Source organism: Bradyrhizobium sp. MOS003, assembly GCF_003020125.1.
GTDB lineage: Bacteria > Pseudomonadota > Alphaproteobacteria > Rhizobiales > Xanthobacteraceae > Bradyrhizobium.
In genome coordinates this window covers 1-22,860 of sequence record NZ_PYFW01000001.1, presented here as the reverse complement: position 1 = coordinate 22,860, position 22,860 = coordinate 1, and the positions used below count along the sequence as shown (strand labels likewise).

The following is a 22,860-nucleotide window of genomic DNA, read 5'->3' as shown; positions in this document are numbered from 1 at the left end:
GTCCTAGCACGGAAATCCCGCTTTTGCGAAGGGCGGGGAGGGAATGGCTGATCTCCCCCATGGGTTGGCACTGGCCGACCCCGGCGCCGGCATGGCCGGGACTGGCCCGGGCATGACGGCAGGGGCCTACCCGCCCACCACCAGATCATCGCGGTGGATCATCTCGGCGCGCCCGCTGATGCCCAGGATGGTCATCACATCAGGCGAGGAGCGGCCCTTGATCCGCTCGGCGACCTCGGCATCGTAGGCGATCAGGCCGCGGCCGACTTCGCTGGTATCGGGGCCGCGCACGACCACGGCATCGCCGCGGGCGAACTGGCCCTCGACCTTGATCACGCCGGCCGGCAGCAGGCTGGCGCCGGCGCGCAATGCGGTCACGGCGCCGGCGTCGATCGTCAGAGTGCCCTTCGGCTCCAGCGTGCCGGCGATCCAGCGTTTTCGCGAGGTGATGGGGTTGGCGGGCGTCAGGAACCAGGTGCAGCGGCCGCCATCGGCGATCGCCTGCAGCGGATGCTCGATCTTGCCGGAGGCGATCAGCATATGCGTGCCGCCGGTCGTGGCGATCTTGGCGGCCTCGACCTTGGTACGCATGCCGCCGCGCGACAGCTCGGATTCGGCGTCGCCCGCCACGGCCTCGATCTCCGAGGAGATGCTCTCGACCACCGGAATGAGCTTGGCGTTCGGATTGTTCTTCGGCGGGGCGTCGTAGAGCCCGTCGATGTCGGACAGCAGCACCAGCAGGTCCGCGCTCGCCATGGTGGCGACGCGCGCGGCGAGACGGTCGTTGTCGCCGTAGCGGATCTCGTTGGTCGCCACCGTGTCGTTCTCGTTGATCACGGGGATCGCGCGCCACTCCAGCAGCTTGGCGATGGTGGAGCGTGCATTGAGATAGCGGCGGCGCTCCTCTGTATCCCCCGGCGTGACCAGGATCTGGCCGGCACCGATGCCGTGGGCCCCGAGCACCTCGGACCAGATCCGCGCCAGAGCGATCTGGCCGACCGCGGCGGCGGCCTGGCTCTCTTCAAGCTTGAGCGGGCCGCGCGGCAGCTTGAGGCGGCTGCGGCCGAGCGCGATCGAGCCGGATGAGACGACGAGGACGTCGCGCCCCTCCTTGTGCAGCTTGGCCATGTCGTCGGCGAGCGCGGCGAGCCAGGACGCCCGCACCTCGCCCTTGTCGGAATCGACCAGCAGCGCGGAGCCGACCTTGACGACGATGCGGCGGAATTGACTGAGTTCGGGACTGGCCATGTCTATGTGTCGGCGCGCGTTGACGATATGCTCTGCATCGGAAACGGCGGAGCGAGAGAGCGGCGCCGATGGGCCCGCTTTTGCAGCAGGACGATGGCCGGCGCAAGGCGGGCGACATGGTAAACAGCCAAGGCCGGCCTTGTCTTGGGCGCCGGTCCGGTTCTAATGCCGTCAATCAACAAAGGGTCGGAGGGGAAACGCATGGATCGCCGCAAATTCATGGCCGGATGTATCGGCCTGCCGCTGCTGGCGCAGGCAGGTAGGGCGCAAGCGCAGGCCGGGCTGAGCAAGATCATCTTCCCGTTCGCGGCAGGCGCGGGCGGCGACACGCTGTGCCGGCTGATGGCGCAGGAGATGGCGCCGGTGCTTCAGCGGACTCTGGTGGTCGAGAACCGCACCGGGGGCGACGGTCTGATCGGCATCAAGGCGGTAAAGGGCGGCAGCCCCGACGGCAGCATGGTGCTGGTGACGACGGGACCCACCATGTACCTGCTGCCGATGGTGGAGGCGGCGCCGAGCTTCGACACGGCCAGGGATTTCATGCCGGTGTCGCTGTTGGCGCGGTTCGAATTCGCGCTGGTGATCAACCCGGCGATCGACGCCACCGATTTCAAGAGCTTCGTGACGTGGCTGAGGGCGCATCCGGACAAGGCCTCATTCGGCGTGCCGAGCAACGGCACCATTCCGCATTTCATGGGATCCAAGCTCGAGAAGGATCTCGGCATGCCACTGACCCGGGTGCCCTATCGCGGCAGCGCGCCGATCCTCAACGACATCATAGGCGGCCACATCTCGTTCGGGATCGTCACGTTGGCGGATGCGCTGCCGCAGCATCGCGCCAAGGGCGTGAAGATCATCGCGGCGTCGAGCGCAGAGCGCTCGCCATTCGCGCCGGAGGTGCCGACGCTGAAGGAGAGCGGCATCGATCTCGTTGCCGACGCCTGGTACGGCATGTGGCTTCCGGCCGGCAGTCCGCCGGACTTCGCGAGCAAGCTGGGAGCTGCCGCGAGCGCCGCGCTCGCCAAGCTCGAGGTGAAGGAGAAGCTGACCGCAATCGGCCTGATCCCGGTCGGCTCGACGCCGGAGGGATTGACGAAGGAGCTCGCTGCGAACATCGCGTTGTGGCAGCCAATCGTGAAGGCGACGGGATACAAGATCGAGAATTGAGTCTCTCGGCCCGTCATTGCGAGGAGCTCTTGCGACGAAGCAATCCAGAATCTCTCTGCGGAAAGAATCTGGATTGCTTCGCTGCGCTCGCAATGACGGTGTGGATCGATGCTCGATCGTATCGTTGATGCAGAGCCTCGCTCCGCTTACTCACATCTTCGCGCGCTGGGCGATGCCGTCCTTGATCGCGGCAAGCTCCGCCTCGTCCCAGATGCCGATCAAAATCCCGCCCTTCACCTGCAGCTGGTTGTCCGCATAATTTGCGATCTTCTCGCGCGGCGTGGTGATGTGGTCGTTCGGGTGCAGCGCCCAGTCGAACAGCTCGGCCTGCAATCGCGCGATGATCTCTGCACAATCCGGATCGTCGCCGCGATCCAGAAACTCGTCCGGATCGGTTTCGAGATCGTACAGCATCGGGCGGAAGCCGGAGGCGTGGATGTATTTCCAGCGGCCGTCGAACACCATGAACAGGCGGCAGCGCTCGATCGGCTGGTTCAGCTTCAGCCGCACGTCCTGCATGGAATAGTCGTATTCGGAGAACGCGACCTTGCGCCAGTCCGGCGGCGTCGGCCCGCGCAGCAGTGGCAGCAGCGAGCGTCCCTCGAGGATGTGGCCCGGCACCTTGCCGCCGAAATAATCGACGAAGGTCGGCGCGAGATCGATCGCCTCGACCAGCGCATCGCTGCGCGTGCCGCGCGTGGCGTCGGCCTCTCGCGAGGGATCGATCACGATCAGCGGGATTTTTGCCGACTGCTCGTGAAACAGATCCTTCTCGCCCATCCAGTGATCGCCAAGATAATCGCCGTGATCGGAGGTGAACACGATCATGGTGGTGTCCAGCAGGCCGCGCGCCTCCAGAAATTTCATCAGCACGCCCATCTGGTCGTCGATCTGGGTGATCAGGCCCATATAGGTCGGGATCACCTTCTCGCGGGCCTCGTCGCGCGCCATGTTGCGGGAGTAGCGCATGTCCATATAGGCGCCGAACACCGGATGCGGATTCTGCCGCTCGCGCATCGAGCGGATCACCGGGATCATGTCTGAGGTCGCATACATGCTGGCGTAGGGCTCGGGCGCGATGTAGGGCCAGTGCGGCTTGATGTAGGACAGATGCAGGCACCACGGTCTGCCGTCGGTCTCGGCCTCGCTGATGAAATCCATCGCGCGCCGCGTCATGTAGGGCGTCTCGGAATGCTCGTCCGGCACCCGCGCGGCCTTGTCGGCATGCACCAGCAGCCAGCCGTTCTGCAACGAGCCGTCCTCCGCCGCACCGGAATTGGCCCAGTGCTCCCACGGGTTCGTCGCTTCAAAACCCTGGCTGCGCAAATACGCGTCGTATTTCGGCCGCGGCCTTCCGGTCGGATGCAGGCCGTCGTCGCGTTCATAGGGCTCGAAGCCGCATTCGGCGACGTGTACGCCGATGACAGATTCCGGCGGAATGCCGAGCGCCTTCATGCCTTCGAGGTCGGGAGCCATGTGGGTCTTGCCGACCAGTACGTTGCGCACGCCGATCTTGTTGAGGTGATCGCCGAGCGTGGGCTCGCCGACGCGCAGCGGCCAGCCGTTCCAGTGCGAGCCGTGCGAGCGCATGTAACGCCCCGTGTAGAACGACATCCGCGACGGGCCGCAGATCGGCGATTGCACGTAAGCTTTGGAGAACAGCACGCCGCGCCTGGCCATGGCGTCGATGTTCGGTGTCTTGAGGGTGGGATGGCCGGTGCAGCCGAGATAGTCATAGCGAAGCTGGTCGCACATGATCCAGAGAACGTTCTTCGCACGCGCCATGCTTCCTCGCTCCGGCATTTCTTGATGTGCCGGATGCTGCGCTATCAGTGGCGCGAAGACAACCTCTCCCGTAGGGAGAGGTTGGGAGAGAGCGTCGCTCGACGACGCCTAGGCCGACCACGGCTCCGCTTCGGCCGCGCTCTTGGCCTTGGCCGACACCGGGGCCTCGCCGATCACCGCGACGAGCGCGCGCAGGGCTTCCTTGACGCCGTCGCCGGTGACCGCCGACAGCAGCAGCGGCGTCTTCTTGGCGGCGCGCTTCAGGCGCTCTTTCTGCTTCTTGAGCTCGTCCGGCTCGACCGCGTCGATCTTGTTCAGCGCGACGATCTCGATCTTGTCGGTTAGGAGTCCGCCATAGGCATCGAGCTCGTTGCGCACCGTCTTGTAGGCCTTGCCGGCATGCTCGCAGGTGGCGTCGATCAGGTGCAGTAGCACGCGGCAGCGCTCGACGTGGCCGAGGAAGCGGTCGCCGAGGCCGGTGCCCTCATGGGCGCCTTCGATCAGGCCGGGAATGTCGGCCAGCACGAATTCGCGGCCGTCGGCGTTCACGACGCCGAGCTGCGGATGCAGCGTGGTGAAGGGATAGTCGGCGATCTTCGGCCGCGCCGCGCTGACCTTGGACAGGAAGGTCGACTTGCCGGCATTGGGCATGCCGACGAGGCCGGCATCGGCAATGAGTTTCAGCCGCAGCCAGATCCAGCGCTCCTCGCCCGGCTGGCCGGGATTGGCGTTGCGCGGCGCGCGATTGGTCGAGGTCTTGAAATGCGCGTTGCCGAAGCCGCCATTGCCGCCCTCGGCCAGCACGAACTTTTCGCCGACATCGGTGAAGTCGTGGATCAGGGTCTCGCGATCCTCGTCGAAGATCTGCGTGCCAACAGGCACCTTCAGCACGATGTTCTTGCCGTTGGCGCCGTGGCGGTCCGAGCCCGAGCCGTTCTCGCCCTTCTGCGCCTTGAAATGCTGCTGGTAGCGGTAGTCGATCAGCGTATTGAGGCCGTCGGCGACCTCGATGATGACATTGCCGCCGCGGCCGCCATTGCCGCCCGACGGGCCGCCGAATTCGATGAACTTCTCGCGGCGGAACGCCACGCAGCCGTTCCCGCCGTCACCGGAGCGGATATAGACCTTTGCTTCGTCGAGGAATTTCATGGGCCATAGGTAGGCCAGCAGGTCTCCCGCGGCAACCCGGAGAGACCCGCAAAAGGGGCGAATTTCCGCGAATTGCGGCCCTTGCTTAACCCGCCGGCCGGCGCCGGATCAGGAATTTCTGTAGTCCCTCCAGCACCAGCTCCTTGCGCTGGTTGAACACGGTGCTGCGGAGTGTCACCGCACCGGTGGTGCGGCCCGGCACCAGCTCGGTGACCTCGAGCGCGGGGTAGATGGTGTCGTCGGCGTAGACCGGCTTGAGGAACCGGCTCGACTGTTCGAGGAAGCCGACCAGGGACTCCTCGACCATGAACGGAAACAGGCCGGCGCCGGGCGCGGTGTGGATCAGGGTCTGGAAGCCGTGGGCGAGCAGATGCGGCATGCCGCGGCTGCGGCAATATTCGACGTCGTAGTGCACGGGATGGGTGTCGCCGCTCGCGGTCTGGAACGCGGCGAACACCGCCGAGGTCTGGGTCCGGCTCGGGAGCACGAAGCGTTCGCCGACGACGAAATCCTCGAACCAGCGTTGCGCCGGGATCATGCGATGCCGGGAAGGATCGAAGTCGCTCATGTCTTGGCTCTCTTCTTGGCTCTCTTGTTCGAAGGCGCCTATCGCTATCGCGATGCGAAGAGTGCGACAATCCGTTCAATTCGTCTTGCGCGGGCTTGTCGCGGGCGCCAGCGTCATTAAAACAACCGCAAGCGACTCTCTTCGCCGGTTTCCGACGCTCTCTCACCGTCATTGCGAGGAGCGAAGCGACGAAGCAATCCAGACTGCCGCTGCGGAGACGGTGTGGATTGCTTCGCTTTCGCTCGCAATGACGAGCCCAAACTCAACGCGTGGCAATGCCCCTGTTCAAGAATCTCTCCGCCTATGACGACCGCTCCGCGCGCCTCGCCGGCATCGGGCTGATGGTGCTGTCGATCTTCATGTTCTCGTTCGGCGACGCCATGGGCAAGTTCCTGGTGGGCACCTATTCGGTGGGGCAACTCTTGTTCCTGCGCGCCTGTGCGGCGCTGCTGCTGTTGTCGCCGCTGATCTGGACGCAGCGGCACCAGTTCCTGCAGCTGGAGCGGCCGCGCCTGCAGCTGTTTCGCGTCGTGCTCTCGACGCTGGAGGTCGCCGCCTTCTTCCTCGCCACCGTCTATCTGCCGCTCGCCGACGTCATCACCTATTATCTCGCCGGGCCCATCTTCGTCACCGCGATGTCGGCTATCTTTCTGGGCGAGAAGGTCGGTTGGCGGCGCTGGACTGCGATCCTGATCGGCTTCTGCGGCGTGCTGATCGCGCTGCGGCCCTCGGCGCAGACCGTCAGCCTGCCGGCGCTGATCGCGCTCGGCGGCAGCCTGTCGTTCGCGACGTTGATGCTGATCACGCGCAGCCTGCGCAAGACGCCCGACATCGTGATGGCGTCCTCGCAATTCGTCGGCACCTTCTCGCTCGGCGCGGTGCTGTCGGCCTTCAACTGGGTGCCGCCGACGCCGGGCAGCCTCGTGATCTTCGCGACGGCCGGGCTGATCTCGGTGACGGCGCTGTTCTGCGTCAACCGTTCGCTCAAGCTGGCGCCGGCCAGCGTCGTGGTGCCCTATCAATATTCGATGATCGTGTGGGCGGTGATCTTCGGCTTCGTCGTGTTCGGCGACGTGCCGTCAATGGCCACGCTCGTCGGCGCCGCCATCATCATCGGCGCCGGGTTCTACATCTACTTGCGCGAGCGCGATCTCGGGCGCACCGGCGGAGACGTGAATCCGCCGGTGTAGGCCCTACCTCACCCGTCGTGCGCTGCTCCAGCTCTTCAGCGACGACCACACCCCGCGCGACAGGCGGAAGCAGTCGACCGGCGTCGAGGAGCCGAGCGCCAGGAAGCGATGCAGCTGCACGCCGCTCCACTGGAAGCCGCACTTCTCCAGCACGTTGCGCGAGGCCGGGTTGGTGACGCGCGCGCCGGCATAAAGGTGCTCGTCCTCGAATTCCTCGAAGAAGAAGTCGATCGCCCCGCGTGCGGCCTCGGTGGCATAGCCGCGGCCCCAATGCTCGACGCCGAGCCAGTAGCCGAGTTCGGCATTGCCGGGCGTGGAGCGATCGATGCCGACCATGCCCACCGGCCCCGAATCGTGCTCGATCAGGAACACGGTCTCGCTGCCGAGCGAGGCGGTGGCGCGGATGAAGGCGACGGCGTCGTCCTGCGAATAGGGATGCGGCAGGCGGCGGGTGTTTTCGGCGACGCGGCGGTCGTTGGCGAGAAGGGCGATGGTCTTCACGTCGGCCAGCGTCGGCCGCCGCAAGGTCAGCCGTTCGGTGGCGACGACGCTCGGTCTCGCCTCGGCCAGGGTCGCGCTCGAGAAATCCTGCAACATGTCCGGCTCCGTGAAAGTCACTAAATCAAAGTGAGCAAGTCAAAAGAAAAGGGGAGGCCGGTTTCCCGCCTCCCCCTTGGAGCCTTCGATCTCTGCGATCTCTGAGACTCCGCCGGTTTGGTAGGACCCGGCGGACTCCGATGTCGATCCGCCGTCTATTCAGCCGCCTCTGCGAGCGGGAGCACCGATACGAAAGTGCGGCCGTTGGCTTTGGCCTGGAACGTGACGCGACCCTCGATCTTGGCGAACAGAGTGTGGTCCGTGCCCATGCCGACATTAAGGCCGGGATGCCAGGTGGTGCCGCGCTGACGCGCAATGATGTTGCCGGGAATCACGACTTCGCCGCCGAACGCCTTGATGCCGAGGCGCTTGCCCTTGGAATCGCGACCGTTGCGCGATGAACCGCCTGCTTTTTTGTGAGCCATGGTTCGTCTCCGAAATCCTGCGCAAGATAATGCGCTTGTCTAGATCAATTCCTTGACGGAATCATTTCAAAATTTCTCACGCATCAATTCGTGAATTGGCGTGATCGATTTCGCGTTACTCGGCGGCTTCCGCTGCCGGCTCCTTCGCCACCTTCTCCCGCTTCGGACGCGGGCCCTTGGTGGGCTTGGCGCCGTCGGTCAGGATCTCGGAGATGCGGAGCACCGTGATCTCGTCGCGATAGCCGCGCTTGCGGCGCGAATTCTTGCGGCGGCGCTTCTTGAACGCGATGATCTTGGGGCCGCGCTTGTGGTCGAGCACCTCGACCGCAACGGACGCGCCTGCGACCGTGGGAATGCCGAGCACCGGCGTGTCGCCGCCGACCAGCAGGACTTCATTCAGCTGGATGATCGAGCCGACTTCGCCTTCGATCTTGCCTACTTCGAGAACATCATCCGGCACGACGCGGTATTGCTTGCCGCCGGTTTTGATGACTGCGAACATCGTTTTTTCTCCGTGTTCAATCCCGGCCTCGTGACGGATTGTCAGGGGCCGGCTTTTTGTCAGTCGCTATGGGTTACTTGCGAGTTTTGTGCGGGCGGGAGTTATCCCTTTGAAAAACCACGCAAAAACAAGCGGCGCGAGAAACGCCCCGCGCCGGTTGTGGGACTTATAGCCGCCGGCCGGAGAGAGTCAAGGAAAAGCCGGCGAAAAGCGCCCGGATTTGAAGGATTTGGCCCGGCTTGCGGCCGTCCGCCGAATCTCGACCGGCCTTGCAACAAACCGGTTCCCCCGCAGTTGTCCCGGCCGGAACACAGGCAAGCGGGCAAGGGCTCTCATGGCAACGGAAGAACTGGTCAAGACGACGACGGGCATCGCCCATCACGGCGCCGAGCGGCTGCCGTCGGTGGACGTCGACAGCTTCAACATCGAGATGAAGGACGAGGACGGCTTCCTCGGCGACCGCGCCAGCAAGGGCGCGTTCCGGGACATGCTCGACCGCTGGCGCAAGCCGCTGCGCAAAACCGGCGAGGATCCGTTCGGCGACGAGCCCTCGGAAGACATCAGCAAGAAGACCCTGGATGCCATCCTGGCCGGTGACGACATCAAGGCGACCGCCCTGGTCCACAGCGCGATCGAGGAGTTCGCCCAGGAGCTCGCCTATGTCACGCGGCGTTTCCTCAAGACCAAGGCCTGGGCCAAGACCGAGCGGATCGTCGTCGGCGGCGGTTTCCGCGACTCCAAGCTCGGTGAGCTCGCGATCGCGCGCACCGAGATCATCCTCAGGCACGAGGAGCTCAAGATCGAGATGGTGCCGATCCGGCATCATCCGGACGAAGCCGGCCTGATCGGCGCGCTGCATCTGGCGCCGTCGTGGATTTTCGAGGCCCATGACAGCATCCTCGCCGTCGACATCGGCGGCACCAACATCCGCTGCGGCCTGGTCGAAACCGGCTGGAAGAAGGCCAAGGACCTCTCGAAGGCCAAGGTCGTGCACTCCGAGCTGTGGCGCCATGCCGACGACGAGCCGACTCGCGAAGGCGCGGTGAAGCGGCTCACCAAGATGCTGAAGGGGCTGATCACCGAGGCCGACAAGGAAGGCTACAAGCTTGCGCCCTTCATCGGCATCGCCTGTCCCGGCGTCATCAACGCCGACGGCTCGATCGAGAAGGGCGCGCAGAACCTGCCGGGCAATTGGGAGAGCAGCAAGTTCAACCTGCCGGCCAGCCTGATCGAGGGCATCCCCGTCATCGGCGAGCACGACACCGCGATCCTGATGCACAATGACGGCGTGGTTCAGGGCCTCTCGGAAGTGCCGTTCATGCAGGACGTCGACCGCTGGGGCGTGCTCACCATCGGCACCGGCCTCGGCAACGCCCGCTTCACCAACCGCCGCAAGGAGAACGGCAAGGACAAGGACGCCGCCGACAACGGCAAGAAAAAGGGCAAGGACAGCAAGAAGGACGACTAGCCACCCTTTCCGGGACGAGGCCCGACCGCCGCAACCCCGGAATGCACTCCCTCTCCCGCCTGCGGGAGAGGGCCGGGGAGAGGGTGTCTCCACGATGGGGACCCTCTCCGACCAGAACGCCCGCTCCTCTCCCAGCGCCACCCCGAAACAGCCCCCCAAGTAACCTTGACCGGTTAGGTTAAGGACCGGATTGCATTGCGGCACGCCCCTCGCACGCTAGGGTCGAATCGTCGCCTCACCTGGCCGGCGAAGCCGCCCTTCCCAGCCAGTATTTCAATGAGCGGCACCGGGACCGCCAGTGTTTACCGCGTCTGGCGGTCCCACCCCGTTTTTTCGAACATGCGATGAATCTCAGTGCCCGCCCCAAAGGCGGTGCGCCCCCTCCCCCGCTCGCGGGGGAGGGTCGGGGAGAGGGTGTCTCCACATTGGGGTTCTCGAATCGGACTCCACCACGCGCCCGACAAAAACGCGTCAAACCGGCAATCGAACCGCCTTTCCCTCGCGTTCGTGCCGGGACGGGGCGGGCCGGGCCGAAACAGGCAGCGGATTTTCGCTCTGCCCGCCTTGTCTGGCCCGCCATCCTCGCCTATTAACGCCCCCAACCACAGGGGCCCTGCTCCTTCCATGGCGCCTTCAGGAGAGGTGGCAGAGTGGTTGAATGCACCGCACTCGAAATGCGGCATAGGTGCAAGCCTATCGGGGGTTCGAATCCCTCCCTCTCCGCCATGATCTGTCGATTCGACTAAGCCGTGCGGCGCAATAGCAGATCGTTCGGGGCCGACCATCGAATAGGATGCGCATCTCCTAATACTGGAAGGTCGGCATTCTTATGCCGCAACGCGAGGGACGATGGTCGACGAGGACGACATCATCGCGCATTACAGTGCGGGCACCCTCCTTGATCTATTGGTCGAGCGCCTGCGTCGCCACCGCACAGATGACATCGGTAAAGCGTTTCGTGCGACGCTAACTACCCTCCACAACAAAGGCACGATCGACTTGCTCGGGCCCGCGCGCACGATCGGCAACTCTCCGATCGACCAGCACGACTTCTTCACCGCTATGCACGTTTATTGCGACCTCATTCCCGAGCTCAAGGCCGAGGTGCCGGCGATGCTGGCAGCGGTGAAGGCGTTGGTCGCGCGTGCCGGCAATGACGGGGTGTCCGGCATGCCCAACAGCGCTTATCGGAGCTGGGCGGAGCAAGGCGATCGCGCCCAGGCCACGCTCGCCGCGATCGACCCTGCCGACCCCGAAGACGCGGCTTATGTATTTGTTGGGCTCCAAGCTCTCGCCAAAAGCGAGCCCGAGGCCGCGCTCACCCAGGCGATTGGTTATCTTGTCGGCATGTTCGCGCCCGCGCGCTCCGCCGCAGCTAAAGCCGTTGGCACTATGGCGCTCGCGACACTGGAGGAGCGAATCCGCGTTGCTGATGCACTTACGGCCGCCAGGATGATCGCTGATGACAATAGCCTCGGGCATATCGTAACAGCCATCTGTGAGATCGCCCGTGCCTATGCGGATACGGAAGGAGCGGCGGTCGCGCTTATCGACGAGGCCAACAAGCAAGTTGGTGATCAAGCTATCCATCAGGTCTCGCTCGAACTTATGTTTCATGGTGAGGCGCTTTCGCCAGCGGTCGTTGCTGGTCTAACTACGATTGCGCACAAGGTCATGGCCGGCAATCGCGGTACGCTCGACAACATAGACGCCTCTGGCGGTGAGCTAGTGACGCACGGGCGCTTAGACGAAGCGCTTGAACTGATCACGCCGCTGATCTCCGCGCATGACGAACTCACCTCGCTTGAGGTGTTCGACAGCTTCGCCCACGCCTTGCTCCAACTTGCCCCCGATCAATTGGCGAAGGTGCTGATGGGTTGGCTGTTATCGCTCGATCCCAACCTCGGCGCGGCTACGCTCTCGCTGGTTCGTCATCATCATGGTAATGCGCCGCTCGTGCTAGAGGTCGAGGGCGCCACCCTTGGGCTGTCAGACGCCGACACGATCCTGCTCGCCCATCGCGCGATCGGCTATCTGTTCACTCGCTCGATCACCGCCGGCTCGTTAGTGCTGGGGCTCATCCGCGGCGCGGCAGAGGAACCGCGCAAGCTGATGGCGGACATCCTCTTCGATCCACTGCTCATCAACTATTCGGGGGAGCTCGCCGACTGGCTCCGTCAACGGGCCGAGCACAGCTCCGATCCCGCACGACCGATCATCACAGAGCTGCTCGCCCGGCTCAAGGCTTATACCGACGGGCTACATAAGGCCGGTAGAATTAAGGAATTGCGCCCGTCCGAGCGCGAGCGGCTAATCGAGAATCATCGCCAGCACGAATCGATGCGCCAAACGCACAAGCAGGCCCAGAAGAAGTCGATCTTCATGTCGATCGTGAGTCGCTCGGTGCTGCTCTACGGCAACCGCTCGGTCAGCTATTTCGAGGGACCAAATGGTAAAAAACAACGCAGCGAAATGAAGCTGCACAGAGTCAGCCACAGCGTTGAAGCGCCGCGGCTCGACATTCTTGAGCCGTTTGACCTCGACTACACGCTCCGCGCATTCCGTTCAATGGGAAGGGCGAAATGAAGCTTGTTATTCGCGAGTACCTCGCCTCCTTGCGCGAGCGTGGCGAGCTCGATGCTGTGCTGCCGGATCTGCTGACGGAGCTTGGTTTCACCGTCTATTCGCGTCCAGCGCGGGGTACCCGCCAATATGGCGTCGACGTCGCTGCGGTCGGTGCCGGACGCGATGGTGTGCGACGTGTCCATCTCTTCTCGGTCAAATCGGGCGACCTTGATCGCACCGACTGGAACACGGCCTCGCCGCAGAGTCTCAGGCCATCGCTGGACGAAATCCTCGACCACTATATCGCAAGTCGTATCCCTCCCGAATATGCTGAGCTGCCGATCGCTATCTGCCTCACTTTCGGCGGCGCGATCGACGAGCAGGTTCGTGCCGAAGTGACCGGCTATATGAGCCGCAACACCACCGGACGGATCAGCTACGAAGAGTGGAACGGGGACCGTCTAGCAGACGTCATCCTCGATGGTATCCTTCGCGAAGGCTTGCTCCCCGCCGCCTTGCGGAGCCATTTGCGTAAGAGCGCTGCGATGGTCGAGGAGCCCGACATTGCGCTCGACCATTTCGGTAGGCTAATGCGTGCTCTAGCCGATGCGCCGGGCGCGACTCCGGCAGTGCGGCTGTCACAAGCGCGGCTGATTAATATTTGCCTGTGGATCATGTTTGTTTGGGCGCGCGAGGCGAACAATGTCGAGGCTCCCTATCGAGCCAGCGAACGCGCGTATCTCGAGGTCTGGCACCTCCTCAAAGGAGATGTCGCGCGCTCGGGCAAAGCGGCTGAGGCAGCAGGTCTCGTCATCAACGAGCTGGCAGAGCTGCATTTCACGATCTGGGACGAATTGTTCGAGACGAAGATCCTGCCTCACGCCGACGTTCGCCATGCGCTCTCCTCGGCGGTTGGATCGCATGCGGCGCTCGACGTAAATCTTAAGCTGTTCGAGCTTGTCGGCCGCCTTGCGCTGCGGGGACTGTGGTTGGTGTGGCAGCTCGCGCCGCCATACGGCCCGGTTGTGCTTGGCAGCGAGCACCTCCAAACACTTCCGGCCACGATATCAAATACTACTAAGGCGACAGTCGAACGGATCGACGGCCTCTGCAAGCGGCTGACGCAGATCGTCAGCAACACCGCGCGTTGCTTTCGCCGGTCGGCGATTGGCAAGCAATTGATATTAGTCTCGCCTTCACGCTTCTCGCATGCCGCCCAGGCGCTCATCGTGCGATCGACGAATGGGCCGATGAGCTGGCGAACCGGAGTATCTTCGCGTTCAATGTGCATGGCCACTACCCGATGACAAGCAGCTCCTATTGGGACTTAGTTGACCATCCGTCCGAGCGCAGTGAGGAGTACCGCGAAAGTTCGACGGAGGGGAGCATCCTATATCCAATGCTTGCGCTGTGGGCCGCGGCGCGCGGCAAACAGGAACTGTTTGACCTGCTCGCTAACTTCAAGGCCAATTCGCTCGGACATTGCACTTTCCAGACGTGGTTGCCCGACGAGGACAGTGAAGACAATCTTTATCTCGGCCGCGACAATCATGGTGCCGCGCTGATTGGCATTCCTGTTACGGAGGGCACAAGCGACACTCTTGATTTTGTCCTGGAGGAGGTCGCAAGCAATCCGCACTACGATGCGCTTTCTGCCGTCCGGTTGGGGCACTGGCCCATCGTGCTCATGGCCTGCCGCTGCCACCGATTGCCCGTTCCACCGCAAGTCTGGCGAGACCTCCTACCCGGGGTTCGCCCGTTAGCCACGGAAGTGGCCCCGCCGCAAAGTGATAGCGCTTACTAAGCTCAGCTTCCGCGCGTTGTCGGAAGGCCTCTGCGAGATTTGCCCGACCCGCCGCCCGACGCCCCCCCATAACCCCTTGATCTTCCTACCCCCGTCTACTGTGCATGGGGTTGTTTTCGCACTTTTTGCTATCCCATGGCAGAAGGCCGCGAGCGTAACCTGAACGCAACCGCCTTTCTCCCTACCGCGTCGTCCCCCACCAAGCGAGACCACCATGCACTCTTCCGCCACCGGCTGGGGCAACGGGCTGCTCGGCGTCATCATCTTCAGCGGCTCGCTGCCGGCGACGCGGGTTGCCGTCGGCGGCTTCTCGGCGCTGTTCCTGACCTCGGCGCGCGCGGTCATCGCGGCGCTGATCGGGGTGGCCGTGCTCGGCCTGCTCAGGCAGGCGCGGCCGCAGCGCGGCGATCTCGCCTCGCTTGCCATCGTCGCGATCGGCGTCGTGGTCGGCTTTCCGCTGCTGACGGCGCTGGCGCTGCAGCACATCACCTCGGCCCGGTCGATCGTCTTCATCGGCCTGTTGCCGCTCTCGACCGCGATCTTCGCCGTGCTGCGCGGCGGCGAGCGGCCGCGGCCGCTGTTCTGGCTGTTCGCCGGTCTCGGCAGCGCCACGGTGGCCGGCTTCGCCTTGTCGGACGGCGGTGCGGCCTCGCTTACAGGCGATCTCCTGATGGTCGCCGCGATCGTGCTGTGCGGCCTCGGCTATGCCGAAGGCGCCGCGCTGTCGCGCCGGCTCGGCGGCTGGCAGGTGATCTCCTGGGCGCTGCTGCTCGCGCTGCCGCTGATGGTGCCGCTCGCGATGCTCACCTGGCCGGCTGATTGGAGCGGCATCAGCGGGCCCGCCTGGATCGGGCTCGCTTACGTCTCGATCTTCAGCATGTTCGTCGGCTTCATCTTCTGGTACCGCGGGCTCGCGCTCGGCGGCATCGCCCGCGTCGGCCAGCTGCAGCAGCTCCAGCCGTTCTTCGGCCTCGCGCTCGCCGGCCTCCTGCTGCACGAGCCCGTCGCGTGGAGCATGATCGTCGCGACCGGCCTCGTGGTCGCCTGCGTGTTTTTCGCGCGACGGTTTGCGTGAGGCTTTTGCCTCACGCCTGTCCCATCACCGTCCTGGTCAGCGCGCCCTTGGCGAACTTCTTCAGCGGCATCGGCTTGCCGAACAGGAAGCCCTGCACGAGATCGAAGCCGAGCTCGTTGGCGGCGACGAGATCGGCGCGGCTCTCCACCCCCTGCGCCACGCTGCGCGCGCCAAAGCCCTGCGCGAGCTCGACGATGTGACGGCACACCGTGCGCTTCAGCCGGTCGCTGCCGCTGCCGGTGACGAATTGCCGGTCGGCCTTCAGCTTGACGAAGGGAATCCTGTCCAGCTCCATCAGCGCCGGCCAGTTGGCGCCGAGATTGTCGATCGACAGGCCGATATTGTGCAGGCCGACCTCGCGCGCGACCTCGGTGAGGTGATCGAGATCGCGGATCGCCTCCTCGCTGTCGATCTCGACCGTCAGCCCGCCGAAGGCCGGATGCGTCGGCACGCGGCGGCAGAGATCGCGTACCGCCTGCGGCTCCTTCAGATAGGACGCGGGCAAATTGATCGAGAGATCGACCGGGCTTTGCTGCTCCAGCAGATAGTGCCAGTCCTGCATGGCGCGATCGATCACGAATTCGGAGAGCGCGCGCAGATGCGGATCGTTCTCTTCGGGAATGAAATAGGCCGGCGGCACCACGCCCCAGGTCGGATGCCGCATCCGCACCAGCGCCTCGGCGCCGCTGCGGACCAGCGTGCGCGCGTCGATCTTGGGCTGGTACCAGAGCTCGAGCCAGCCGGCATGCAGGGCCTCGCCGACATGCACGGCCGGGCTCGGCGCCGGCTCCTCCGGCAGCAGCATGGCGATGCGCTCGCGCAGCGTCTCCGCCGCAAAGGGCGTGGTCAGCGGCGGCAGCATCGCAAGGCCATATTCCTCGCCGACCTGCCGCACCGCCCTGACGATGATCGACTCGCGCGCGCCGACGGCGAGAACCTTGCCGGCGAACGCCTCGCGCACCAGGATCTCCAGGAAACGCCCCGGCTCGATGCCGTCGGCGGCGACGCCGAGCAGGATCAGGTCTGGCAATTCGGTGTTGAGCACCGCCTGCAGCTCGTCCGAGCTGGCGCATTCGCTGGTGACGAAGCCGAGATCCTCCAGCACCTCGCTGAGGAAGGCGCGCAGATGCCGCTTGCTGTCGGCCACGCAGGCGCGCGGCGTCACCTTTCGTCGTCCGAAGGTCACAGGCCTTCGTCCGACGAGTTCAACCATCCCATCGTTCATCGCTACACCACTCCCGTTCCGTGACGGTTTCTTAAACGGCGAGCGTGGTTTCAAATAAGGTGAGCTTCAGGTGTTCACCGGATTATCCGGGTAACCTTAAGCCGCTCAATTCGCGCTAAGCTTTCGACAAATTTTTTTCAAAGACGACGCAACGACGAACATGACGATTGTAGTCGCTGCGCAAATTTCCGTCGTCTGACATCGATCTCGCAGTTCGCGGACGAAAGCAGGCGCGCGATGACGCGGTGTGCCTTTTCGAAGCACTGGGGAAGCCGTCGCAAGCTTAATCGCCGTCGCTGCTTTATCCGGATTGCGGCCGTCGAACGCGATCACGCAGAGTGTGAACCGCATCACACGCGCATTGCTGCAGCTGCGCTAATGCTCGGCACAGTCGGTGGTGGGCTGTGTCGAGGATTGCGACAATGACGATGCGGCGAATGATGTTCTGGTGGTTCAGGGTGGTGATGTCGGGGCGATTTCTCGATCGCTTCCTGTGCCTGCCGCGCGCGCATTAGAGCATGATCCGGAAAAGCGCGGCGGTTTTCCGAGAAGATCATGCTCAAACAATAAACTGATACGCGCTCAGGTCTGCCCGATCAATTTGCGAAACGCCGCCGCACTGTCCTGCACCACGTCGCGGCCCTTCCAGGCCAGATAGGTCAGCTTGCCGCCGAGCGTGTCGTGGCTGCGCAGCCGGCGAGAGCCGAGGATGTGGCCGACATTGGACGGGAAGCGGGCCACCTCGGCGGACACCAGCGCTGCGATCGCGTCCATCAATTGCTGGAGCCGGATTCCCCACTCGGAACCCTCGATGCCGTCGATGCGCACCTTGAGGGCATATTCGGTGTCGTAGATCTCGGCGAGCAGGTCGCGGGCGACCAGCACCCGGTTGTTCCGCAGCGCGATCCGAAGCGCGAGGCGCTTGTCGTCGAGCCGGTCGAGCACCATGTGGACGACGCAGGCATAGGGTGTGGCGGCGACATCGGCGGCGCTTTTGCTCGCGGCCGCCTTGGTGGCGAGACGCGTCAATTGCCAGGGCGTCGCCAGGCGCCGCGCCACCAGCGTCAGCGCGAAGGGAAGCGCCTCGGCATGCGCCTTCCTGAAAGCGTCGAGCTGCGCGGTGATCTGGGCAACCCGGCCGTCGTCGAACTTCGCGATCTTCTCGGGCAGTTTTTCGTTGAATGTCGTCAGCACATTGCCGGCGCGCAGCACGTGCTGCATCTTCCCGACGTCGTCGAAGGCGGTGCGCGATGCCGTGTATTGCGCGAGCTTGCCGCGCGCGAATTCGGTGCTCTCGGCCGATGCAAAGGTGCTCTCCAGGACCTTGACGACCTTGGTCTGGAACGTCGAGGCGACCTTCAGGACTTCCTTCGGGTTGTTGGCGGCAATCTGGTCGTTGATTGCCTTGATGTAGTCGCGGGCCATGGTCGGCAGCAGGTCGCGGCAGATCCATTCCCAGATCGGCGTGAGGGTGTTGCGCGAGATCCGCCCCATGTTGGGGTGCTCGGGCGCGCCGTCGATCAGGAACAGCTCGAGCGGCGCGAAGAAATAGCGCGACGGGTTGGTGGCGCGCGCCTGGGTCGATCCGTCCTTGCGAAACTCGGCGCGCAGGCGCGACTGGATCTCGGACGAGCCGGGCATGTCGATGCCGCACAGCTCGAGCCGCTCGAGCTCGCTGAGCAGACAGCTGCGCGACAGCGGCGTCAGCCTCTGCAGGAATTCGGACAGCCGATCGATCTCGTCCATGGCACGCAGTCTTTCGCAGCACTTCCCGCGGGCGTGCGGGCCCAATGCGTGGAGGCATTTGCGCGCTCTCAACTTCCCCTAAGAGAAGCAAGCCGCCGTTAATTATTCCGTAAAAACCGGGGTGCGACGTCCGCGTGAAGGCGGCGGTTAAGGAGTTTTCGCCCGTTCGCTCACGACTTCAGTGGGAAACGCAACCCCTGCATGGTTCCGGGCGGCCGCGCGCAAGCACAAATTGTGCCGACGCCGCCATTTGTGCGCAAAACCGACAAAATCACCGTAGTCTTACGGAGCAAAAAGTTAACCACAGATCGCCCCCGGTTCCGCTAAATGAGTGACATGGGGTCACAGAATGATACGGCCACCGATTCGCGGCCGTCGGACTGGTATGAAAGCAGCGCTGCTCCGGCTGAAGAGCTCGATTTCGTCCGCCTGAGCGCCGCCAGGGCCAAGGCGGCCGACGAAATGGCCGCTGCCATCGCCCGCGAACTCAACGGCCCCTTGACTGCCCTGCTGCTCTACATGGGCGAGATCAAGCATCACAGCGATCAACTCGCGCCCGTGACCGGCGACCGTGCCTATTTGCAGCGGGTGGTCGAGAACGCACTGGCCCAAACCGAGCGCGTCTGCGGAGTGGTCAAGCAGCTTGCCGGTCCTCACAAGGGCGGCTTGTCGATCCCGTCCAGCGCCGAGGAGGCGGAATCGAAGGCCGTCCGCGCCCAGCAGCCCCAGCGCTTGCCGAGCGCCGAACTCCTCACCCTGTCGGGTCAGAAGCGGCTGACCAAGCGCGAGCGCGAGGTGCTGAGATTGATCAGCGAAGGCTACTCGAACAAGCAGGGCGCGCTTCGGATGCAGATCAGTCCGCGCACGTTCGAGAGCCATCGCGCCGAGGCGATGCGCAAGCTCGGCGCGCGCAACACCGCGGATCTCGTCCGCGCGGCGCTGCTGCACTCGATCGACTGAGGCTGGTGTATTGCATCGCCGGCAGGCGGTGCGGACAACGCCCCGAGAGATCTCCCGGGACGTCCTGAGAACCCGATCGCGCTCAGAAATAGTCTTCGGCGAAGGGACGCGCGCGCGAGGCGGGACGCAGCGGCCTGATCTCTTCCTTCGGCCCGTTCGGAATGATCGTGATGGTCCAGCGGGGCGGCATGCTCGATTCCTGCTCCAGCACCGAACGCACGAAGCCGGTCACCGTGGACTCGCCGGCCTTCACCGTCGCCATCCGGCCGTTGAACTGTGCGATGCGGAAGCGGCGAACCTCTTTCTGGTCCGCGGTCTCGTAGGTGAACATGGAAAACCCTCCTGGTTTTCCGGGACTATCGCCACCTATGATTAGCCTTCTGTGAAAATCCCAAGCCGTAGAAGTACGGCGGGGATGCACGCGGGCCGTACTAGCCCTGCGGCTCCTGTGCGCGCGCGGCGGCGTAGGTGGCGTCCATCAGGTCCAGGAGATCGTGGAATTCGCCGTCGCCGAGCTTCTCTGCGGACTGCTCCAGTCGCAGCGCCAGCGCCGCGAGCCTGACATAGCCGAAGGTCCCGGCCGCGCTCTTCAGCGAATGCGCTTCGCGCGCGATCCTGGCGTGGTGCTGTGCCAGCGAGAGCGTGCGGAACAATCGCAGGCGCGCGCAGGTCTCGCTCCAGAACACGTCGCGCACTTCGCAGGCACCGTCCTCGCCGATCTCGCGCACCAGTGCTTCGTAAGCCTGCGGCTCGCGCGCAGGCTCGACCTCGATCGGCTCGTGCGCGGGTGCGACGGTGACTTCAAACATGGGGCCTGCTGCCTTGAATCACGGGTCATTCGTCTGTCGCGCGGCACAGTCCCGGCGCGAGGCTGCCCGTGTCTACGGCATTCGAATTTCAGTTCCGGTAGCGGGACACAAGGTGTTTGCAGGCCGGCATTAGCCGGCGGTTTACCATGCGCGCGGCGGTCAGCGCGCGCCGAGCAGCCGATCGTACTGGGCCTTCACGGTGGCGTAGCATTCGCAAGCCGTCTGGCGCAGGCCGTCGAGGTTGGTGATCTGGATGTGCCCGCGGCTGTATTGGATGAAATTGGCCTGTTGCAGGGTGTTGGCGACCAGCGACACGCTGTTGCGCCGCGCCCCGATCATCTGCGCCATGGCCTCCTGGGTCAGCAGCAGCCGGGTGTCGCCGGAGAGGTCATGCGTGTGCAACAGGCAGCGCGACAGCCGCGACTCCACGGGATGGGCGGCATTGCAGCCCGCGGTCTGCTGGACCTGGGCGTAGACCGCCAGCCCGTGACGCGTCAGCAACGTGCGCAGGGTCCCGCTCTGGTCGGCGGCGATCCGCAGCCGGTCGAGATCCATCACCGACGCGACGCCGGGAACCAGCACGACGGCGGTGTTCAGCGCGCACGCATCGCCCATCGTCGAGAGCGTCCCGAGCAGGCTGTCGCGACCGATCATGGCGACTTGCACATGCTCGCCCTTGGCGAGTTTCACGACCAGCGAGATGACGCCGCGATGGGGAAAATAGGCGCGCTTGAGCACTTCGCCGGTCTCGACCAGCACCGCGTCATGGGGCAGATCGACTGTTCGCAGGAACGGACGGATCGATTCATAGTCGTCCGCCGACAGTGCGGACAGGAAGCCGTTGGCCGAGCGCACCATCGTTTCCAAAAGCTGCCTCCGTTCCCGCACCACAGAATCGATCGGCGACATCACGCCTGCGCCCTTCGTAGGGTCCATCATGTTCATGTCGGGATATATTGGCAATTGGGACAAGTTGTCCGACCACTGCAACCTCCTGCCACGTTCCGTGCCCGCCTCGCTCAAGACAGATTCCCTGACCATTTCGAGTGTCGCGAGATGCGGACGCAGCAGATCGAGATCTGCCGCGTCGAGCATCTTCAGCACATGGTTGGACGGGCAGCCGCTCGCGATCATCTAAGTTCAATCTGGCGTGTTCGATGCACGATCGGGTGCGAGGGCCGTTCGTCATCCAGTTGCACGGCGAGAAAAACTTATTGTAAAGGTTGTGTCGCCGTCCATATACCCGTTGGGTGGCAGACTGGCTGCAGCATTTGCGGCGGAAATAAGAACGGCGCGCTGATTCGCTCATGAGCCGGCGCGGCGGTCCTGCAGGGTTCGCGGGGGAAAAAGCGGCAAGGAGACGTTTCATGATGAGCCGGAAGCATTGCATCCGCGCTGCGACCAGACGCCGGTCGACCCATGCAGTCTCGTCCATTTGACCAGCAATTACTGTCATCCAATATTGCCATGGAGCCTGGCGTCGCGTCGCCGCGGATTTCGCGTCCATCTTCCCTGCGCCGCCAATGAGGTTCGCGACCGTCATTCTTTCGACTGAAAGAAAAAGAGAAAGGCGTGCCCAACGGTTCAATTATTGTTTCGCCGAAACGGGAAGCTCAAACGGGGACAGAAGGTCGGCGCCATATCTCGTCGTCGACGACGATCCGATGGTCTGCAGGGTCATCGAGGTCCATCTCCAGCGCAACGATTTTCGGGTAACGATTGCCGAGGGAGGTGAAGCCGGACTGCGCGGGCTCGAACACCAGCAATTCGATCTGATGATCATCGACATTTTCATGCCGCACATGCGCGGGTTCGAATCGATCGGGATCTTCCACGAGCGGGCGCCGGTCGTTCCTCTGATCGCGATGTCCGGCTACGCCTTTGCGAATCTGAATTCGCCTGCACCCGATTTCCTCCGGATGGCGCGCGAGTTCGGCGCCGCACGCTGTCTGCGCAAGCCGTTCACGCCGCACGCGTTGCTCGCCGCCATCAACGATTGCCTGGCGGAGCATCGTCCCGACGGCGATCTCGCCTCGGTCGCGCGATTGGGTTAGCGCGGCGCGGGCCGCTATGGCCACGGGGTAACCGTTCGTTTACCGCGTGTGCAGACCGCGCGAGTCGCTGCGTCAACACGAACCGAGCGGCGCGTACGCGCCTCCGGTTGCGGGCTGCTCGGTTCGTGTTGACGCAGGCCGACCCTATCGTCCTTCACGAGCGCGACTTTCCAGCGCGCCCGTCCGCTGTTATCGGCCCGTTTACCTCACGCGTCGCCGCCGTTGTGGCGTCGAGCCGGTTTTGCCGAAAAGCGCTGCCGCATGCCGTCGAATCGCAAACTTCTCTTCAATATCCGTATTAGCACGGAGGATGAAATTAACGGGACTGTGAAAGGGGATGTCTAACGATCGAGAGTAGGGCTTCCGTCCATGCCAAAGGTGGCGCGGGCGTCGAGGTTCAGGGTTCAGGTCAGTAAGGCGTAGCTCATGGATGATCTGTTGCGGGAGTTTTTGACGGAGACCAGCGAGAGCCTGGACACCGTGGACAATCAGTTGGTGAAGTTCGAGCAGGAGCCGAACAACG

General features: G+C 64.0%; 21 protein-coding genes and 1 tRNA gene. 10 read left to right on the top strand and 12 right to left on the bottom strand.

The window, feature by feature from the left end:
• Nucleotides 1-126 precede the first annotated feature (126 nt).
• On the bottom strand, nucleotides 127-1,248 hold the full coding sequence (gene proB / locus C7G42_RS00115; protein ID WP_106947099.1) for a glutamate 5-kinase: 1,122 nt from the start codon (nucleotides 1,246-1,248) through the stop codon (nucleotides 127-129).
• A gap of 201 nt (nucleotides 1,249-1,449) precedes the next feature.
• On the opposite strand from proB, the gene C7G42_RS00110 reads away from it, so the two are divergent.
• On the top strand, nucleotides 1,450-2,415 hold the full coding sequence (locus C7G42_RS00110) for a Bug family tripartite tricarboxylate transporter substrate binding protein (RefSeq protein ID WP_199580576.1): 966 nt from the start codon (nucleotides 1,450-1,452) through the stop codon (nucleotides 2,413-2,415).
• Between the two features lie 150 nt (nucleotides 2,416-2,565).
• On the opposite strand, the gene C7G42_RS00105 is transcribed toward C7G42_RS00110, so the two are convergent.
• The 3 genes from C7G42_RS00105 to C7G42_RS00095 all read right to left on the bottom strand — a co-directional run bounded on the left by C7G42_RS00105 (nucleotide 2,566) and on the right by C7G42_RS00095 (nucleotide 5,917).
• Entirely contained in the window at nucleotides 2,566-4,200 is a 1,635-nt protein-coding gene (locus C7G42_RS00105) for an alkaline phosphatase family protein (RefSeq protein ID WP_106947097.1), read from the bottom strand.
• Between the two features lie 108 nt (nucleotides 4,201-4,308).
• The gene (gene obgE, locus C7G42_RS00100; protein WP_106947096.1) at nucleotides 4,309-5,349 is read right to left on the bottom strand and encodes a GTPase ObgE; all 1,041 of its coding nucleotides are present in this window, start codon (nucleotides 5,347-5,349) and stop codon (nucleotides 4,309-4,311) included.
• A gap of 85 nt (nucleotides 5,350-5,434) precedes the next feature.
• On the bottom strand, nucleotides 5,435-5,917 hold the full coding sequence (locus C7G42_RS00095; protein ID WP_106947095.1) for a MaoC family dehydratase: 483 nt from the start codon (nucleotides 5,915-5,917) through the stop codon (nucleotides 5,435-5,437).
• Nucleotides 5,918-6,192: 275 nt separating this feature from the next.
• Here C7G42_RS00095 and C7G42_RS00090 point away from each other — a divergent pair, with 275 nt between their 5' ends.
• Nucleotides 6,193-7,107, top strand: a complete 915-nt coding sequence (locus tag C7G42_RS00090) for a DMT family transporter (protein WP_106947094.1) — start codon at nucleotides 6,193-6,195, stop codon at nucleotides 7,105-7,107.
• 3 nt (nucleotides 7,108-7,110) lie between these two features.
• Here C7G42_RS00090 and C7G42_RS00085 read toward each other — a convergent pair whose 3' ends face one another.
• The 3 genes from C7G42_RS00085 to rplU form a co-directional block, all read right to left on the bottom strand.
• Nucleotides 7,111-7,704, bottom strand: coding sequence for a GNAT family N-acetyltransferase (locus C7G42_RS00085; RefSeq protein ID WP_199580575.1), 594 nt, complete (start codon nucleotides 7,702-7,704; stop codon nucleotides 7,111-7,113).
• A 155-nt stretch (nucleotides 7,705-7,859) separates the two neighbouring features.
• Nucleotides 7,860-8,129 (bottom strand): 50S ribosomal protein L27, encoded by a 270-nt coding sequence (gene rpmA / locus C7G42_RS00080; RefSeq protein WP_008137923.1) that lies wholly within the window; start codon nucleotides 8,127-8,129, stop codon nucleotides 7,860-7,862.
• A 115-nt stretch (nucleotides 8,130-8,244) separates the two neighbouring features.
• Complete coding sequence (rplU, locus tag C7G42_RS00075; RefSeq protein ID WP_106947092.1) at nucleotides 8,245-8,631, bottom strand: 50S ribosomal protein L21; 387 nt, start codon at nucleotides 8,629-8,631, stop codon at nucleotides 8,245-8,247.
• 334 nt (nucleotides 8,632-8,965) lie between these two features.
• Between rplU and C7G42_RS00070 the strand changes: the two genes are divergently transcribed.
• The 6 genes from C7G42_RS00070 (at nucleotide 8,966) to C7G42_RS00045 (ending at nucleotide 15,543) form a co-directional block, all read left to right on the top strand.
• Complete coding sequence (locus C7G42_RS00070) at nucleotides 8,966-10,099, top strand: ROK family protein (protein ID WP_106947091.1); 1,134 nt, start codon at nucleotides 8,966-8,968, stop codon at nucleotides 10,097-10,099.
• Between the two features lie 636 nt (nucleotides 10,100-10,735).
• Nucleotides 10,736-10,825: transfer RNA gene (locus tag C7G42_RS00065), tRNA-Ser, on the top strand.
• 123 nt (nucleotides 10,826-10,948) lie between these two features.
• Nucleotides 10,949-12,685: a hypothetical protein gene (locus tag C7G42_RS00060; RefSeq protein WP_106947090.1), complete on the top strand. Its 1,737-nt coding sequence runs from the start codon at nucleotides 10,949-10,951 to the stop codon at nucleotides 12,683-12,685.
• The gene (locus C7G42_RS00055; RefSeq protein ID WP_106947089.1) at nucleotides 12,682-13,971 is read left to right on the top strand and encodes a hypothetical protein; all 1,290 of its coding nucleotides are present in this window, start codon (nucleotides 12,682-12,684) and stop codon (nucleotides 13,969-13,971) included. The genes C7G42_RS00060 and C7G42_RS00055 overlap by 4 nt, the downstream gene beginning before the upstream one ends.
• 92 nt (nucleotides 13,972-14,063) lie before the next feature.
• Nucleotides 14,064-14,468: a hypothetical protein gene (locus C7G42_RS00050; protein WP_147250219.1), complete on the top strand. Its 405-nt coding sequence runs from the start codon at nucleotides 14,064-14,066 to the stop codon at nucleotides 14,466-14,468.
• 214 nt (nucleotides 14,469-14,682) lie between these two features.
• Complete coding sequence (locus tag C7G42_RS00045) at nucleotides 14,683-15,543, top strand: DMT family transporter (RefSeq protein ID WP_106947087.1); 861 nt, start codon at nucleotides 14,683-14,685, stop codon at nucleotides 15,541-15,543.
• Between the two features lie 10 nt (nucleotides 15,544-15,553).
• Here C7G42_RS00045 and C7G42_RS00040 read toward each other — a convergent pair whose 3' ends face one another.
• Together C7G42_RS00040 and C7G42_RS00035 are read right to left on the bottom strand one after the other, a co-directional pair.
• Nucleotides 15,554-16,768 (bottom strand): EAL domain-containing response regulator, encoded by a 1,215-nt coding sequence (locus C7G42_RS00040; RefSeq protein WP_106947086.1) that lies wholly within the window; start codon nucleotides 16,766-16,768, stop codon nucleotides 15,554-15,556.
• A 582-nt stretch (nucleotides 16,769-17,350) separates the two neighbouring features.
• Entirely contained in the window at nucleotides 17,351-18,514 is a 1,164-nt protein-coding gene (locus C7G42_RS00035; RefSeq protein WP_106947085.1) for a hypothetical protein, read from the bottom strand.
• Nucleotides 18,515-18,850: 336 nt separating this feature from the next.
• On the opposite strand from C7G42_RS00035, the gene C7G42_RS00030 reads away from it, so the two are divergent.
• Complete coding sequence (locus C7G42_RS00030; protein WP_106947084.1) at nucleotides 18,851-19,474, top strand: helix-turn-helix domain-containing protein; 624 nt, start codon at nucleotides 18,851-18,853, stop codon at nucleotides 19,472-19,474.
• A gap of 82 nt (nucleotides 19,475-19,556) precedes the next feature.
• Here the strand turns inward: C7G42_RS00030 and C7G42_RS00025 are convergent, their stop codons facing one another.
• The 3 genes from C7G42_RS00025 to C7G42_RS00015 form a co-directional block, all read right to left on the bottom strand.
• Entirely contained in the window at nucleotides 19,557-19,805 is a 249-nt protein-coding gene (locus C7G42_RS00025; RefSeq protein ID WP_106947083.1) for a hypothetical protein, read from the bottom strand.
• A 100-nt stretch (nucleotides 19,806-19,905) separates the two neighbouring features.
• Nucleotides 19,906-20,283: an Hpt domain-containing protein gene (locus C7G42_RS00020; RefSeq protein WP_106947082.1), complete on the bottom strand. Its 378-nt coding sequence runs from the start codon at nucleotides 20,281-20,283 to the stop codon at nucleotides 19,906-19,908.
• A 159-nt stretch (nucleotides 20,284-20,442) separates the two neighbouring features.
• Entirely contained in the window at nucleotides 20,443-21,141 is a 699-nt protein-coding gene (locus tag C7G42_RS00015; RefSeq protein ID WP_199580767.1) for a Crp/Fnr family transcriptional regulator, read from the bottom strand.
• 806 nt (nucleotides 21,142-21,947) lie between these two features.
• On the opposite strand from C7G42_RS00015, the gene C7G42_RS00005 reads away from it, so the two are divergent.
• Complete coding sequence (locus C7G42_RS00005; RefSeq protein WP_245427471.1) at nucleotides 21,948-22,337, top strand: response regulator; 390 nt, start codon at nucleotides 21,948-21,950, stop codon at nucleotides 22,335-22,337.
• The last annotated feature ends 523 nt before the right edge of the window (nucleotides 22,338-22,860 follow it).

Excerpts from the sequence above, each read along its gene's own strand:
- rpmA (WP_008137923.1), bottom strand. The coding sequence starts at position 8,129 with ATGGCTCACAAAAAAGCAGGCGGTTCATCGCGCAACGGTCGCGATTCC.
- C7G42_RS00105 (WP_106947097.1), bottom strand. The coding sequence starts at position 4,200 with ATGGCGCGTGCGAAGAACGTTCTCTGGATCATGTGCGACCAGCTTCGC.
- C7G42_RS00050 (WP_147250219.1), top strand. The coding sequence starts at position 14,064 with ATGCTTGCGCTGTGGGCCGCGGCGCGCGGCAAACAGGAACTGTTTGAC.
- C7G42_RS00070 (WP_106947091.1), top strand. The coding sequence starts at position 8,966 with ATGGCAACGGAAGAACTGGTCAAGACGACGACGGGCATCGCCCATCAC.
- C7G42_RS00055 (WP_106947089.1), top strand. The coding sequence starts at position 12,682 with ATGAAGCTTGTTATTCGCGAGTACCTCGCCTCCTTGCGCGAGCGTGGC.
- C7G42_RS00060 (WP_106947090.1), top strand. The coding sequence starts at position 10,949 with ATGGTCGACGAGGACGACATCATCGCGCATTACAGTGCGGGCACCCTC.
- C7G42_RS00045 (WP_106947087.1), top strand. The coding sequence starts at position 14,683 with ATGCACTCTTCCGCCACCGGCTGGGGCAACGGGCTGCTCGGCGTCATC.
- C7G42_RS00005 (WP_245427471.1), top strand. The coding sequence starts at position 21,948 with ATGGTCTGCAGGGTCATCGAGGTCCATCTCCAGCGCAACGATTTTCGG.
- C7G42_RS00015 (WP_199580767.1), bottom strand. The coding sequence starts at position 21,141 with ATGGTGCGCTCGGCCAACGGCTTCCTGTCCGCACTGTCGGCGGACGAC.
- C7G42_RS00020 (WP_106947082.1), bottom strand. The coding sequence starts at position 20,283 with ATGTTTGAAGTCACCGTCGCACCCGCGCACGAGCCGATCGAGGTCGAG.
- C7G42_RS00110 (WP_199580576.1), top strand. The coding sequence starts at position 1,450 with ATGGATCGCCGCAAATTCATGGCCGGATGTATCGGCCTGCCGCTGCTG.
- rplU (WP_106947092.1), bottom strand. The coding sequence starts at position 8,631 with ATGTTCGCAGTCATCAAAACCGGCGGCAAGCAATACCGCGTCGTGCCG.
- C7G42_RS00090 (WP_106947094.1), top strand. The coding sequence starts at position 6,193 with ATGCCCCTGTTCAAGAATCTCTCCGCCTATGACGACCGCTCCGCGCGC.
- C7G42_RS00040 (WP_106947086.1), bottom strand. The coding sequence starts at position 16,768 with ATGAACGATGGGATGGTTGAACTCGTCGGACGAAGGCCTGTGACCTTC.
- C7G42_RS00030 (WP_106947084.1), top strand. The coding sequence starts at position 18,851 with ATGGGGTCACAGAATGATACGGCCACCGATTCGCGGCCGTCGGACTGG.
- C7G42_RS00095 (WP_106947095.1), bottom strand. The coding sequence starts at position 5,917 with ATGAGCGACTTCGATCCTTCCCGGCATCGCATGATCCCGGCGCAACGC.
- obgE (WP_106947096.1), bottom strand. The coding sequence starts at position 5,349 with ATGAAATTCCTCGACGAAGCAAAGGTCTATATCCGCTCCGGTGACGGC.
- proB (WP_106947099.1), bottom strand. The coding sequence starts at position 1,248 with ATGGCCAGTCCCGAACTCAGTCAATTCCGCCGCATCGTCGTCAAGGTC.
- C7G42_RS00085 (WP_199580575.1), bottom strand. The coding sequence starts at position 7,704 with ATGTTGCAGGATTTCTCGAGCGCGACCCTGGCCGAGGCGAGACCGAGC.
- C7G42_RS00025 (WP_106947083.1), bottom strand. The coding sequence starts at position 19,805 with ATGTTCACCTACGAGACCGCGGACCAGAAAGAGGTTCGCCGCTTCCGC.
- C7G42_RS00035 (WP_106947085.1), bottom strand. The coding sequence starts at position 18,514 with ATGGACGAGATCGATCGGCTGTCCGAATTCCTGCAGAGGCTGACGCCG.